Source organism: Streptomyces sp. CAU 1734, from assembly GCF_039888735.1.
GTDB lineage: Bacteria > Actinomycetota > Actinomycetes > Streptomycetales > Streptomycetaceae > Streptomyces.
In genome coordinates this window covers 385,188-398,568 of record NZ_JBDQQP010000009.1, presented here as the reverse complement: position 1 = coordinate 398,568, position 13,381 = coordinate 385,188, and the positions used below count along the sequence as shown (strand labels likewise).

The 13,381-nt window shown below is 72.0% G+C and carries 12 protein-coding genes; 6 read left to right on the top strand and 6 right to left on the bottom strand.

Features of this window, described 5'->3' with window-relative positions; genetic code table 11:
- Positions 1-129: 129 nt before the first annotated feature.
- From AAFN69_RS19895 to AAFN69_RS19875, 5 genes are all read right to left on the bottom strand, one after another.
- A complete protein-coding gene (locus AAFN69_RS19895) occupies positions 130-1,884 on the bottom strand; it encodes a biotin carboxylase N-terminal domain-containing protein (RefSeq protein WP_347729900.1) in 1,755 nt (584 codons plus the stop codon).
- 309 nt (positions 1,885-2,193) lie between these two features.
- Positions 2,194-2,799: a nucleoside triphosphate pyrophosphatase gene (locus tag AAFN69_RS19890; protein ID WP_347729899.1), complete on the bottom strand. Its 606-nt coding sequence runs from the start codon at positions 2,797-2,799 to the stop codon at positions 2,194-2,196.
- A gap of 20 nt (positions 2,800-2,819) precedes the next feature.
- The gene (locus AAFN69_RS19885; protein ID WP_347729898.1) at positions 2,820-2,948 is read right to left on the bottom strand and encodes a hypothetical protein; all 129 of its coding nucleotides are present in this window, start codon (positions 2,946-2,948) and stop codon (positions 2,820-2,822) included.
- Positions 2,949-3,061: 113 nt separating this feature from the next.
- The gene (locus AAFN69_RS19880) at positions 3,062-3,265 is read right to left on the bottom strand and encodes an acyl-CoA carboxylase epsilon subunit (RefSeq protein ID WP_347729897.1); all 204 of its coding nucleotides are present in this window, start codon (positions 3,263-3,265) and stop codon (positions 3,062-3,064) included.
- A gap of 13 nt (positions 3,266-3,278) precedes the next feature.
- Complete coding sequence (locus tag AAFN69_RS19875; protein ID WP_347729896.1) at positions 3,279-4,871, bottom strand: acyl-CoA carboxylase subunit beta; 1,593 nt, start codon at positions 4,869-4,871, stop codon at positions 3,279-3,281.
- A gap of 308 nt (positions 4,872-5,179) precedes the next feature.
- Between AAFN69_RS19875 and AAFN69_RS19870 the strand changes: the two genes are divergently transcribed.
- The 5 genes from AAFN69_RS19870 to hutH all read left to right on the top strand — a co-directional run bounded on the left by AAFN69_RS19870 (position 5,180) and on the right by hutH (position 11,449).
- Positions 5,180-6,040 carry a biotin--[acetyl-CoA-carboxylase] ligase gene (locus tag AAFN69_RS19870; protein WP_347729895.1) on the top strand — a complete coding sequence of 287 codons (861 nt, stop codon included), beginning with the start codon at positions 5,180-5,182 and terminating at the stop codon, positions 6,038-6,040.
- A gap of 211 nt (positions 6,041-6,251) precedes the next feature.
- Positions 6,252-7,592 carry an adenylate/guanylate cyclase domain-containing protein gene (locus AAFN69_RS19865; protein WP_347729894.1) on the top strand — a complete coding sequence of 447 codons (1,341 nt, stop codon included), beginning with the start codon at positions 6,252-6,254 and terminating at the stop codon, positions 7,590-7,592.
- 74 nt (positions 7,593-7,666) lie between these two features.
- Complete coding sequence (locus AAFN69_RS19860; RefSeq protein ID WP_347729893.1) at positions 7,667-8,464, top strand: enoyl-CoA hydratase-related protein; 798 nt, start codon at positions 7,667-7,669, stop codon at positions 8,462-8,464.
- Positions 8,465-8,606: 142 nt separating this feature from the next.
- Positions 8,607-9,815 (top strand): sensor domain-containing diguanylate cyclase, encoded by a 1,209-nt coding sequence (locus AAFN69_RS19855; RefSeq protein WP_347729892.1) that lies wholly within the window; start codon positions 8,607-8,609, stop codon positions 9,813-9,815.
- A gap of 80 nt (positions 9,816-9,895) precedes the next feature.
- Positions 9,896-11,449, top strand: a complete 1,554-nt coding sequence (gene hutH, locus AAFN69_RS19850) for a histidine ammonia-lyase (RefSeq protein ID WP_347729935.1) — start codon at positions 9,896-9,898, stop codon at positions 11,447-11,449.
- A gap of 51 nt (positions 11,450-11,500) precedes the next feature.
- Here hutH and AAFN69_RS19845 read toward each other — a convergent pair whose 3' ends face one another.
- Positions 11,501-11,773 carry a hypothetical protein gene (locus AAFN69_RS19845; RefSeq protein ID WP_347729891.1) on the bottom strand — a complete coding sequence of 91 codons (273 nt, stop codon included), beginning with the start codon at positions 11,771-11,773 and terminating at the stop codon, positions 11,501-11,503.
- A 260-nt stretch (positions 11,774-12,033) separates the two neighbouring features.
- On the opposite strand from AAFN69_RS19845, the gene AAFN69_RS19840 reads away from it, so the two are divergent.
- The gene (locus tag AAFN69_RS19840; protein ID WP_347729890.1) at positions 12,034-13,308 is read left to right on the top strand and encodes an Ig-like domain-containing protein; all 1,275 of its coding nucleotides are present in this window, start codon (positions 12,034-12,036) and stop codon (positions 13,306-13,308) included.
- Positions 13,309-13,381 lie beyond the last annotated feature (73 nt).

Genomic DNA, 13,381 nt, shown 5'->3' with positions numbered 1-13,381 from the left:
CCGGGTGTGGGGCGGGGCCCCGGGGAAGGTCCCCGCGCCCACGGGGCGAGGGTGCAGAGGGTTCGGTCCTCGTTGGAGGGGGCCGCGCCCGGACTTGTGGTTGTGGGGTCCGGGCGCGGGGGTGGGGTGTCAGTCTTTGATGTCGCAGATGGGGGCGCCGGAGGAGAGGGAGGTGCCGATTTCGGCGGTGAGTGCTTTGACTGTTCCGGTGCGGTGTGCGTTGAGGGGTTGTTCCATTTTCATGGCTTCGAGGACGACGATGAGGTCGCCTTCCTGGACGTGTTGGCCTTCTTCGACGGCGACTTTGACGATGGTGCCCTGCATGGGTGAGGTGAGGGTGTCGCCGGAGGCGGCCGAGGCGGTTTTTTTGGCGGCGCGGCGTTTGGGGCGGGCTCCGGCGGCGAGGCCGGTGCGGGCGAGGGTCATGCCGAGGGAGGTGGGGAGGGAGACTTCGAGGCGTTTGCCGCCGACTTCGACGACGACGGTTTCGCGGCCGGGTTCGTCCTCGGTGTCGGTTTCGGCCGGTGCGGTGAAGGCCTTGATGTCGTTGGTGAACTCGGTTTCGATCCAGCGGGTGTGGACGCGGAAGGGGTCGCTGGTGAAGGCGGGGTCGGTGACGACGGCGCGGTGGAAGGGGATGGCGGTGGCCATGCCTTCGACGGTGAATTCGTCCAGGGCGCGGGCGGCGCGCTGGAGTGCCTGTTCGCGGGTGGCGCCGGTGACGATGAGTTTGGCGAGGAGGGAGTCCCAGGCGGGGCCGATGACGGAGCCGGATTCGACGCCGGCGTCGAGGCGGATGCCGGGGCCGGTGGGGGGGTTGAAGGTGGTGACGGTGCCGGGGGCGGGGAGGAAGCCGCGTCCGGGGTCCTCGCCGTTGATGCGGAATTCGAAGGAGTGGCCGCGCAGGGGCGGGTCGTCGTAGCCGAGGGGTTCGCCGTCGGCGATGCGGAACATTTCGCGGACCAGGTCGATGCCGCTGACTTCTTCGGTGACGGGGTGTTCGACCTGGAGGCGGGTGTTGACCTCGAGGAAGGAGATGGTGCCGTCGGTGCCGACGAGGAATTCGACGGTGCCGGCGCCGATGTAGCCGGCTTCCTTGAGGATGGCTTTGGAGGCCGCGTACAGCTCGGCGTTCTGTGCGTCGGTGAGGAAGGGGGCGGGGGCTTCCTCGACGAGTTTCTGGTGGCGGCGCTGGAGGGAGCAGTCGCGGGTGGAGACGACGACGACGTTGCCGTGGCTGTCGGCGAGGCACTGGGTCTCGACGTGGCGGGGCCGGTCGAGGTAGCGCTCGACGAAGCATTCGCCGCGGCCGAAGGCGGCGACGGCCTCGCGGACGGCGGAGTCGTAGAGTTCGGGGACCTCTTCGAGGGTGCGGGCGACCTTGAGGCCGCGGCCGCCGCCGCCGAAGGCGGCCTTGATCGCGATGGGCAGGCCGTGTTCCTCCGCGAAGGCGACGACCTCGCCGGCGCCGGAGACCGGGTCCGGGGTGCCGGCGACGAGGGGGGCGCCGGCGCGCTGGGCGATGTGGCGGGCGGCGACCTTGTCGCCGAGGTCGCGGATCGCGGACGGCGGCGGGCCGATCCAGGTCAGGCCCGCGTCGAGGACGGCCTGGGCGAACTCGGCGTTCTCGGAGAGGAATCCGTACCCGGGGTGGACGGCGTCCGCGCCGGAGTCGGCGGCGGCCTGGAGTACCTTGGCCATGTCCAGATAACTGGCGGCCGGTGTGTCACCGCCCAGGGCGAACGCCTCATCCGCCGCGCGGACGTGCAGCGCGTCACGGTCGGGGTCGGCGTAGACGGCTACGCTCGCGATCCCGGCGTCCCGGCAGGCACGGGCAACGCGGACAGCGATTTCGCCACGGTTGGCGATGAGCACCTTGCGCACGATGGCTCCCTCCTTGGAACAAGCTGAGTTTAGGGACTGCCGACACGGCCTTACGACCCGTCCCCATTGGTGAGCTTGCCCACACAGAGCGTGATTCGAGTCTCGCGCAAGTCGCGAAATCCCTTGTCGCACCACGGTACGACGGGTTTCTTCTCCGCACATTAGCCCTGTTGCCCGGTGCAGGTCTCTGTCCGGGAGCCCAGCGGGCGAACGTGTTTCTTTGTTGGGTCCCTACGAAGGGTCCAATGATTCTTTGCGGTCCGGCCGGTCGGGGCGGGCGTACGGCGGGGGCCGGCCCGGCCCCCGCCGTCAGGCCCAGAGGTCGGTGACCGAGTAGCCGAGTTCGGCGAGGAGTTCACGGAGCAGCGGAAGCGAAATGCCGATCACATTGCCGTGGTCGCCGTCGATTCCCCTGATGAAGGGCGCCGACAGACCGCTGAGGGTGAAGGCGCCCGCCACCCGGAGAGGCTCGCCGGTGGCCACGTACGCGGCGATCTCGGCATCCGTGGGCTCCCCGAAGCGCACCGTCGTGGACGCGGTCGCGGAGGCGATCCGGCCGGTGGCGGTGTCGGTCACGCAGTGGCCCGTGCGCAGTACCCCGGAGCGGCCCCGCATCGCCTTCCAGCGCGCCGTGGCCTCCTCGCTGTCCGCGGGCTTGCCCAGCGCCTCGCCGTCCAGGTCCAGTACCGAGTCACAGCCGATGACCAGGGCTCCGGCGACTTCGGGGAGGGCGGCGACGACCGCGGCCTTCGCCTCCGCGAGGACCAGGGCGAGCTCGGCGGGGGACGGGGCGCTGATGGCGTCCTCGTCGACACCGCTGACGATCACCTCGGGGGCGAAACCCGCCTCCCGCAGCAGACGGAGCCGGGCGGGCGAGGCGGAGGCGAGGACGAGGCGGGGGGTTCGGGCGGTCATGCCGCCATGTTAGGGGGAGCTCAGCGCAGCCCCACCACGAACATCCCGATCACCATGGCCAGCGCCAGCAGCAGACCCGCGCGGCGCATCATGGCCTGCGTCTCGCGGAGTTCCTTCGTCGGTTCGTTGTCGGGGTCTGACCACAGCATGCCTCGATAGTGCTCCGGCGCCGGAGCGGACGCCTGAGTACGAGTACTCAAACGGGGGGTGGGCCGCGCCACACTCCGGGGTACGGCCGCCCGTACCCCGGAGGGCGTACTCCCTAAGCCGGCCAGTAGGTGCGGGCCCATGCCCGGGGGCCGGGCGGTGGAGTGTCCGCGCGGGCGATACGGGCCGGGTCCGACCACTGCTGCCGCGGCGCCGCCCCCTCCGGCGCCCATGCCGTCGCCGCGGCGCGCGCCCGGACCACCGCCAGTGCGGCGGCCAGCTCCTCCGGGGTCGGATTACCCCTCACGACCTTGATCATTTTCCCTGTCCTCTCAGAGGGGGATGTTGCCGTGCTTCCTCGGCGGCAGGCTCTCCCGCTTCGTCCGCAGCTGGCGGAGTCCGCGCACGACCTGCGCCCTGGTGTCCGCGGGGGCGATCACCGCGTCGATGTACCCCCGCTCGGCCGCCGTGTACGGGTTGAGCAGCGCGTCCTCGTACTCCTGGATCAGCCGGGCCCGGGTGGCCTCCGCCTCCTCGGGGTCCTCGATCGCGGTGAGCGCGCGGCGGTGCAGGATGTTCACCGCGCCCTGCGCGCCCATCACCGCGATCTGCGCGGTCGGCCAGGCGAGATTGAGATCGGCGCCCAGGTGCTTGGACCCCATCACGTCGTACGCGCCGCCGAACGCCTTCCGGGTGATCACCGTGATCAGCGGGACGGTCGCCTCCGCGTAGGCGTAGATCAGCTTGGCGCCCCGGCGGATGATGCCGCCGTACTCCTGGTCCACCCCGGGCAGGAAGCCGGGCACGTCCACGAAGGTGAGCACCGGGATGTTGAAGGCGTCGCAGGTGCGCACGAAGCGGGCGGCCTTCTCCGAGGCGTTGATGTCCAGACAGCCCGCGAACTGCATCGGCTGATTGGCGACCACCCCGACCGGGAAGCCCTCCACCCGCCCGAAGCCGGTGACGATGTTCGGCGCGAAGAGGGTCTGTGTCTCCAGGAACTCGCCCTCGTCCAGCACGTGCTCGATGACCGTGTGCATGTCGTACGGCTGATTCGCGCTGTCCGGGATGAGCGCGTCCAGCTCCCGGTCGGCGGGGGTCCGCTCCAGTTCCGCCTCCTCCGGGAAGGCGGGCGGCTCGGAGAGGTTGTTCGACGGCAGATAGGACAGCAGCGACTTCACGTACTCGACGGCGTCCTTCTCGTCGGCCGCCAGATGGTGGGCCACCCCCGAGGTGGTGTTGTGGGTGCGGGCGCCGCCCAGTGCCTCGAAGCCGACGTCCTCGCCGGTGACCGTCTTGATGACATCCGGTCCGGTGATGAACATGTGCGAGGTCCGGTCCACCATCACGGTGAAATCGGTGATGGCGGGGGAGTACACCGCGCCGCCCGCGCACGGGCCGACGACCAGCGAGATCTGTGGGATGACGCCCGAGGCGTGGGTGTTGCGGCGGAAGATCTCGCCGTACATGCCGAGCGCGCTCACGCCCTCCTGGATCCGCGCCCCGCCGGAGTCGTTGATGCCGATGACCGGACAGCCGGTCTTGAGGGCGAAGTCCATCACCTTGATGATCTTCTGGCCGTAGACCTCGCCGAGCGCGCCGCCGAAGACCGTGAAGTCCTGGGAGAAGACGGCGACCGGGCGGCCGTCGACGGTGCCGTAGCCGGTGACGACGCCGTCCCCGTACGGCCGGGTGTTCTCCAGGCCGAAGCTGCTGGAGCGGTGCCGGGCGAATTCGTCCAGCTCGACGAAGGACCCTTCGTCCAGGAGCAGATCGACCCGCTCGCGGGCGGTCAGTTTGCCCTTCGCGTGCTGCTTCTCCACCGCCCGTGCCGAGCCGGCGTGGCCGGCCTCGTCGGTACGGCGCTGAAGATCCGCGATCTTCCCCGCGGTGGTGTGTATGTCGATCTGTTCCGGCTCGGACATCGGGATGGGGCTCCCCTGACTGGCCGGCCGCTCTGGGGCGGCCGGCGGACGGATCTGGGGAGGAGGGGGGTGGCTGGGGTGAGCGGAGGCGGCGGGTCCGGTCCCGCGGACGACGCGGGGCAGCGGTTCGGATGCGCGGGCGGCCGGGCTGAGCCGGCTGCGGGACGGAGCTGCGGGCGGGCTGGGCTGGTGGCGGGCACGAGTCACGGACGGGCCTGCCTTGGCCCGGGGCCGAGCTACTGCCCCGTAGCGTATCGGCGCGGATACGGTTCGGCAGTGCGGTGTTCACCACACCTACGCTGGCTTGCATGACGCCTCTCAATGCGCCCGGTAACCGCTGGTCCGACCTGGACCGGCCACCGCTCAACGCGCCCGCGCTGCGCCGCGCCCTGCTGCGGCCGGACGCGCTGTGGACTTCCTTCGATGTTGTACCCGCCACCGGATCCACGAATTCCGATCTCGCCGCGCGGGCCGCGGACTCGGCCGAGGGCGCGGTGCTGGTCGCCGAGGAGCAGAGCGCCGGACGAGGCCGGCTCGACCGGGTCTGGACAGCGCCGCCGAGGTCGGGTCTGTTCTTCTCGGTGCTGCTCAGGCCCGGTCCCGGGGTCCCGCAGGAGCGCTGGGGCTGGCTGCCGCTGCTCGCCGGGGTGGCCGCCGCAGCCGGGCTGAGCCGGGCGGCCGGAGTGGACATGTCCCTCAAATGGCCCAATGACCTGCTGGTGAGGGCGGGCGGCGGGGAGCGCAAGGCGGGCGGCATCCTCGCCGAGCGGGCGGGCGCCGACGCCGTGGTGATCGGCATCGGCATCAATGTCACGCTCCGTGAGGACGAGCTGCCGGTTCCCGGGGCCGGATCGCTGCTGCTGGCGAACGCGGTCTCCACCGACCGCGACCCGCTGCTGCGGGCGGTGCTGCGCTCGCTGGCCGATTGGTACGAGGAGTGGCGCGCCGTCGGCGGCGACCCGGTGGCCTCCCGTCTCCAGGAGGCGTACGCGGCGGGGTGCGCCACCCTCGGCCGTACGGTGCGGGCGGAGCTGCCCGGCGGACGCTCGGTCACCGGTGAGGCGGTGGCGCTGGACGGCGACGGACGGCTGGTGCTGGCCCCGGCGGACGGCGGGCCGCGGGAGGCCGTCGGCGCGGGGGACATCGTGCATCTGCGGCCCGCGGGGTGAGCGCGGGCGGTCGCGGCGGGGGGTCCGGAGCGGGCCCGTACCCGGCCGGGGCGGCCCCGGCGGTCCCGTACGGCCGCCGGCCGCGAACCCGGAGGAGCCCGGCACCGCGACGAGGACGTGAGCCAGGGCACACCTGCCGTATCGTTGAGGCGATCGAGCGATAGATCGAGATCGGCAGGGAAGTGGGCAGGGAACGGGCAGGAGGCGGCTGGTGACCGGCGACGACACCACTTCCGGCGCGGGTGCGCCAGGAGGCTCCGTCATGCCCTCGGATCCGCCCGCCGCACCCCTCGCCGCCGCCGGTAACGGCGGATCCGGGGCCTCCGGTGCCGCGCGGCCCGCGGATTCCGGTCCGGCCGGCGTCTCGCGGTTCTCCATCTCCTCGCCGTCGGCCGGTTCGCCGGCGGTGTCGGGGTCGTCCGGGTCGTCTGGGGCGTCTGGGTCGTCAGGATCCGTGCACCCGCACCCGCACCACGCCGTCGACCACACCGCGGAGCCCACGGACGATCCCCTCGCGATCCGGCTGGAGCAGCTGATCCTCGGCGCCGACCGCCGCTACACACCCTTCCAGGCGGCCCGCACCGCCGGTGTCTCCATGGAGCTGGCCTCCCGCTTCTGGCGGGCGATGGGCTTCGCCGACATCGGCCAGGCGAAGGCGCTCACCGAGGCCGATGTGCTCGCCCTGCGCCGGCTCGCGGGTCTGGTGGAGGCCGGGCTCCTCAGCGAGCCGATGGCGATCCAGGTGGCCCGCTCCACCGGGCAGACCACCGCCCGGCTGGCGGAGTGGCAGATCGATTCCTTCCTGGAGGGCCTGACCGAGCCGCCCGAGCCCGGAATGACCCGTACCGAGGTCACCTATCCCCTGATCGAGCTGCTCCTCCCGGAGCTGGAGGAGTTCCTGGTCTACGTCTGGCGCCGGCAGCTCGCCGCCGCTACCGGCCGGGTGGTCCAGGCGGCGGACGACGAGGAGATGGTCGACCGGCGGCTCGCGGTGGGCTTCGCCGATCTGGTCGGCTTCACCCGGCTGACCCGCCGGCTGGAGGAGGAGGAACTGGGCGAGCTGGTCGAGTCGTTCGAGACCACCGCCGCCGACCTGGTCGCCGCGCACGGCGGCCGGCTGATCAAGACGCTCGGCGACGAGGTGCTGTACGCCGCCGACGACGCGGGCACCGCGTCCGAGATCGCCCTGCGGCTGATCGACGCGATGAACAACGACGACATGATGCCCGCACTCCGGGTCGGCATCGCCTTCGGCACCGTCACCACCCGGATGGGCGATGTCTTCGGCACCACCGTCAATCTGGCCAGCCGGCTCACCTCCATAGCGCCGAAGGACGCGGTGCTGGTGGACGGTGCCTTCGCCGAGGAGCTGATACGGACGGGGGACGCGCCCCAGTCCGAGACCCGGGCGGCGGAGGAAGCCGCCGCGGCGGAGAAGGAGGGCGAGGCCCCGGCGCCGTACCGGTTCGCGCTCCAGCCCATGTGGCAGCGGCCGGTGCGCGGGCTCGGGGTCGTGGAGCCCTGGCTGCTCGCGCGGCGCCCGCAGCGCTGACACCCGCTCCCCCCCCCGGCGCCCGGCCGGGTCCTATGATCCGGTGAACCGTCGTTAACCGGGAGGGTGTCCTGATGTCCGACTCCGCGTCGCAGCGCTTCGGTGAACATGTACTCGTCCACCATCACGGCCATGTCGCCGAGCTGGTGCTGGACCGCCCCGGTGCGATGAACGCCATCTCCACCGGGATGGCCCGCGCCCTCTCCGCGGCCTGTGCCGCGCTCGCCGCCGATCCGGCCGTCAGGGTCACGGTGCTCACCTCCTCCCACGAACGCGCCTTCTGTGTCGGCGCCGACCTCAAGGAGCGCAACTCCTTCACGGACGCCGATCTGCTCCGGCAGCGGCCCACCACCCGGGCCGCCTACACCGGGGTCCTGGAGCTGCCCATGCCCGCCATCGCCGCGGTGCACGGCTTCGCCCTCGGCGGCGGATTCGAGCTGGCCCTGGCCTGCGATCTGATCGTCGCCGACGCCACCGCCGTGGTGGGGCTGCCGGAGGTCTCGGTCGGGGTCATTCCCGGCGGCGGCGGCACCCAGCTCCTGCCGCGCCGGGTGGGCGCCGCCCGCGCCGCCGAGCTGATCTTCACCGCGCGCCGGGTGGGTGCCGCGGAGGCCCGGGAGCTCGGCCTGGTGGATCTGGCGGCCGAGGACGCCCGGACCGAGGCCCTGGCCCTGGCGGCGCGGATCGCCGAGAACTCCCCGGTCGGCCTGCGCGCCGCCAAGCGGGCGCTGCGGCTCGGGCAGGGGCTGGATCAGCGGGCGGGCCTGGAGGTGGAGGACGCGGCCTGGCGCTCGGTGGCCTTCTCCGGCGACCGGGCGGAGGGCGTCGCCGCGTTCAACGAGAAGCGCAAGCCGGAGTGGCCGGGCGAGTGACCCTTCCGGGCCGGGGCGCGGCCGTCCGTCCCCGCCCGGCCGCCCGGTTCGCGGACAGCCGCCCGGGCGGCTGTCCGCCGACCCGGTGGCACACGTTTCCGTCAACTGATCAAAACCTCATAAACCTCCCTAAGCTGGGATGATGGCTGAGGATCGGCAGTTGCGAGCCGTGGTGGCGCTGGCACAGGCGATGGCCGTCGCGCACACTCCCCGTGAGTTCTGGCGGGCCGCCGCGGAAGGGGCCCGCTCGGCGCTGGCCGGCTCCTTCGCCGCGCTCTCCGTCTGGGAGCGGGAGCTGGGGCGGCTCAAGGTGCTGGTGAACGCGGGTGAACGCGCCCCGGGGGAGGAGGAGTTCCCGGAGTCCGAGACCTATCCGGTCAATCGTTTCCCCGAGATCACCGAATTTCTCCACGAGCAGTGGGCGGGGGGCGGCGAGCCGGACGCCTGGGTGGAGTCGGTGGACGGCCCCGTCGCCTGGGAGGGCGGCCGGGCGCACACCCTCCACCGCGGCTACCGGCACCCCTCCGCACCACCCGACGGCCGGGTCGCCGCGCTCCGGCGGCGCGGGCGGGGATGCTGTGTGGTGGCCCCGATCGTGCTGCACGGGCGGGCCTGGGGCGAGCTCTATGTGGCCCGGCCGCTCGGCGCGGCCGTCTTCGGGCGCGACGACGCCGACTTCGCCACCGTCCTCGCCTCGGTCATCGCCTCCGGGATCGCGCAGGCCGAACGGCTGGAGGAGGTCCGCCGGCTCGCCTTCACCGACCCCCTCACCGGCCTCGCCAACCGCCGCGCCGTCGACATGCGGCTCGACGAGGCCGTGGAGCGCCACCGGGCCGACGGCACCGTCGTCAGCCTGGTCGTCTGCGATCTCAACGGGCTCAAGCGGGTCAATGACACCCATGGCCACGCCGTCGGCGACCGGCTGCTGGAACGCTTCGGCTCGGTGCTCTCCCTCTGCGGCGCGATGCTCCCCGGCGCCCTCGCCGCCCGGCTCGGCGGGGACGAGTTCTGTCTGGTCTGTGTCGGGCCCGCCGCCGACGATGTCGTCAGGGTCGCCGGTGAACTCTGCGCGAGGGCCGCCCGGATGACGCTCGGGGAGGGCGTGGCCTGCGGGGTCGCCTCCACCGGCGATCCGATCGGGCAGGTGCGCACCGCCCGCCGGCTCTTCCGGCTGGCGGACGCCGCCCAGTACCGCGCCAAGGCGGACCGCTCCCCGAAGCCGGTGGTCGCGGGCCGCGACGGCACCGTACTCCGGCTCGCGGACACCCCGCCCCGGCTGCCGCATGCGGAGCGCCGGGCCTTCCGGGGTGTGCGGCCCGGGCGCGAATCTCCCCCGGAGGACGGGATCTGAGCTGCCGCGGAGCGCGGAGGATCACCGGCCGACCCCTAGTGACATGCTGCAATTCAGTCCGTACGCTGCTGAATATGGATATGCATACAGTCGTGGTGGGGACGTCCGGTACCACCGCCGATGACGTCATCGCCGTGGCCCGCGCGGGTGCCCGGGTCGAGATCTCCGCCGACGCCCGCGCCGCCCTCGCCGCGGCCCGGGCCGTCGTGGACACGCTGGCCGCCAAGCCCGAGCCCGTCTACGGCGTCTCCACCGGCTTCGGCGCCCTCGCGACCCGGCACATCGACCACGGCCTGCGTGTGCAGCTCCAGCGCAACATCGTCCGCTCGCATGCCGCCGGCATGGGACCGCACGTCGAGCGCGAGGTGGTCCGCGCGCTGATGTTCCTGCGGCTGAAGACGGTCTGCTCCGGTCATACCGGGGTGCGCCCCGAGGTGGCGCTGACCATGGCCGCGGTACTGAACGCCGGTATCACCCCCGTCGTTCACGAGTACGGTTCCCTCGGCTGCTCCGGCGACCTCGCGCCGCTCTCCCACTGCGCCCTGACCCTCATGGGCGAGGGGGACGCCGAGGGCCCCGACGGACGGGTGCGCCCCGCCGCCGAACTCCTCGCCGAGGCCGGTATCGAGCCCGTCGAACTGCGCGAGAAGGAGGGCCTGGCGCTGCTCAACGGCACCGACGGCATGCTCGGCATGCTGGTGATGGCGCTCGCCGACCTCCAGCGGCTCTATGTCTCGGCCGACATCACCGCCGCGCTCTCGCTCGAAGCCCTGCTCGGGACCGGGAAGGTGCTCGCCCCCGAACTGCACGCCATCCGCCCGCACCCCGGCCAGAGCGTCTCCGCGGCCAATATGAGCGCCGTGCTCAAGGGCTCCGGACTCACCGGCCACTTCCAGCAGGACGAGGCCCCCCGGGTCCAGGACGCCTACTCGGTGCGGTGCGCGCCGCAGGTCGCGGGGGCCGGACGGGACACCCTCGCCCATGCCCGGCTGGTCGCCGAGCGGGAGCTCGCCGCCGCCGTGGACAACCCCGTGGTCCTCCCCGACGGCGCCGGGGGCGGCCGGGTGGAGTCCAACGGCAACTTCCACGGCGCGCCCGTCGCGTATGTCCTCGACTTCCTCGCCATCGTCGCCGCCGACCTCGGCTCCATCGCCGAGCGCCGCACCGACCGGCTGCTCGACAAGAACCGCAGCCACGGGCTGCCGCCCTTCCTCGCCGACGACCCGGGTGTCGACTCGGGGCTGATGATCGCTCAGTACACCCAGGCCGCGCTGGTCGCCGAGATGAAGCGGCTCGCGGTCCCGGCGTCCGCGGACTCCATCCCCTCGTCCGCGATGCAGGAGGACCATGTCTCGATGGGCTGGTCGGCCGCGCGCAAACTCCGCATCTCCGTCGCCGCGCTGGGCCGGATCATCGCCGTCGAGCTGTACGCGGCCACCCGGGCGATCGAGCTCCGGCACGGGCTGACCCCCGCCCCCGCCTCGCGCGCCGCCATCGGGGCCCTGCGCGCGGCCGGCGCCGGCGGGCCGGGGCCGGATCGCTTCCTCGCCCCCGACCTGGAGGCGGCGGACGTCTTCGTCCGGGAGGGCGGCCTGATCGCCGCCGTGGAACAGATCACCGGCCCGCTGGGCTGACGCGACGGGGGTACGCGGCCGGCCGATCGGGCCGGCCCCGTACCCCCCGGGTCACGATCCGGCCGGGCCCCGGCGGCGCACCGCGTAGGTCACGAAACCGATGCCGACACCCAGGAAAGCGGTGCCGCCGACCAGATAGGGAGCGGTGTTCGGGCTGCCGGTCTCGGCGAGCACGGGCTGCGCCGATACCGAATCGGTACTGGCCTGTTGGCTCTCGGACATGGCACGCTCGGCAGTGGCATTCGCCGAGGGGACGAACCACAGCGCGCACAGCAGTGTCCCTGCGGCGGTGGCGGTCAGCAGCGGTCGGCGTGCGACAGACACGGACACGATCTCCCTTGAGGCGTCCTGAAGTTGGCCGAATGCGCTGATGCTAGTGAAAGGAACACGTCATGGGAAAGCCGGGCGGGTCCCCACCCCGCTCGCGGCTGCGCAGAGCCCGCCAGCGAAGATGGTGAGTCACGGGGATGCCGGCCGCATAGAGGGTGGGCGAGTGGCGTTCCCCACATCGGCCGGGCGGCAGGAACCGCGCAGCCCGGCATGGGTGTTCAACAGTGTGTTCGGTCCAGGGGAAATCGGCGACGATGGAGAAGCGTGTGATGACGGACAGCAAGCGGCGCAAGGGCCTCATGGCCGCGTCCGCGGTGCTCAGCGGTGTGCTGGTGCTGTCGGGGTGTAGCAGCGACGACGGCGGGAAGAAGGACGGCGGCTCCTCCTCGTCGGACGGGAAGCAGGCGCAGGCCGAGGCCGACAAGGCGGCCGCCAAGGAGGCGTCGCAGGCCCGAATAGCCGTCCAGCCCAAGACCGGCACCACCAACGCCAGCATCAACAACGCCGGCAAGGTCACCGTGGCCGAGGGCACGCTCACCGAGGTCAAGCTCACCACCGCCGAGGGCACACCGGTCAAGGGCACGCTCTCCGCCGACGGCAAGAGCTGGAAGCCGGACGCCCAGCTGGAGCGGGCCACCGGCTACAAGCTCGCGGCCACCGCCAAGGACGCCAAGGGCCTGCTGGCGTACGAGAACGTCACCTTCACCACCGTCGCCCAGGGTGACAGCTTCATCGGCACCTTCACCCCCGAGGCCAACTCCACCGTCGGTGTCGGCATGCCCGTGTCGATCAACTTCGACAAGGACATCGCCGACCGCAAGGCCGTGCAGTCCGGCATCACCGTCTCCTCCAGCAGCGGCCAGGAAGTCGTGGGCCACTGGTTCAACTCGCGCCGGCTGGACTTCCGCCCCGAGCAGTACTGGCAGGAGAATTCCACCGTCACGCTCAAGCTGGCGCTGGACGGCGTCGAGGGGCGCGACGGAGTCTTCGGCGTGCAGCAGAAGACCGTCACCTTCAAGGTCGGCCGCAATCAGGTCTCCACCGTCGACGCCGCGTCGAAGACGATGAAGATCCAGCAGGACGGCAAGACGGTCAAGACCATCCCGATCACGGCGGGCGCCCCGAGCACCCCGACCTACAACGGACAGATGGTGATCTCCGAGAAGTACAAGGAGACCCGGATGAACGGCGCCACGGTCGGCTTCGTCGGCAAGGACGGCAAGGGCGAGTACGACATCAAGGACGTCCCGCACGCGATGCGGCTCTCCACCTCCGGCACCTTCATCCACGGCAGCTACTGGGGAGCCGACGCCTTCGGCAACCGGAACACCAGCCACGGCTGTGTCGGCCTCCGGGACGTCAAGGGCGCCAACAACCCCGGTGCCGACGGTGCCTGGTTCTACAACAACTCCCTGATCGGCGATGTGGTCATCGTCAAGAACTCCAAGGACAAGACCATCGCCCCGGACAACGGCCTCAACGGCTGGAACATGGACTGGGCGAAGTGGAAGACCGGCTCCGCCGTCTGACCCCGCTTCCCGCCCGATCCCGCCTCCAGCCGGCCAGGCGGCGCGGCCGCCGATGACGCGCGCCCATGGCCTG

Coding starts and splice junctions, on each gene's coding strand:
- AAFN69_RS19855 (WP_347729892.1), top strand. CDS start 8,607: ATGGCTGAGGATCGGCAGTTGCGAGCCGTGGTGGCGCTGGCACAGGCG.
- AAFN69_RS19885 (WP_347729898.1), bottom strand. CDS start 2,948: ATGCTGTGGTCAGACCCCGACAACGAACCGACGAAGGAACTCCGCGAG.
- AAFN69_RS19875 (WP_347729896.1), bottom strand. CDS start 4,871: ATGTCCGAGCCGGAACAGATCGACATACACACCACCGCGGGGAAGATC.
- hutH (WP_347729935.1), top strand. CDS start 9,896: ATGCATACAGTCGTGGTGGGGACGTCCGGTACCACCGCCGATGACGTC.
- AAFN69_RS19860 (WP_347729893.1), top strand. CDS start 7,667: ATGTCCGACTCCGCGTCGCAGCGCTTCGGTGAACATGTACTCGTCCAC.
- AAFN69_RS19870 (WP_347729895.1), top strand. CDS start 5,180: ATGACGCCTCTCAATGCGCCCGGTAACCGCTGGTCCGACCTGGACCGG.
- AAFN69_RS19840 (WP_347729890.1), top strand. CDS start 12,034: ATGGAGAAGCGTGTGATGACGGACAGCAAGCGGCGCAAGGGCCTCATG.
- AAFN69_RS19880 (WP_347729897.1), bottom strand. CDS start 3,265: ATGATCAAGGTCGTGAGGGGTAATCCGACCCCGGAGGAGCTGGCCGCC.
- AAFN69_RS19890 (WP_347729899.1), bottom strand. CDS start 2,799: ATGACCGCCCGAACCCCCCGCCTCGTCCTCGCCTCCGCCTCGCCCGCC.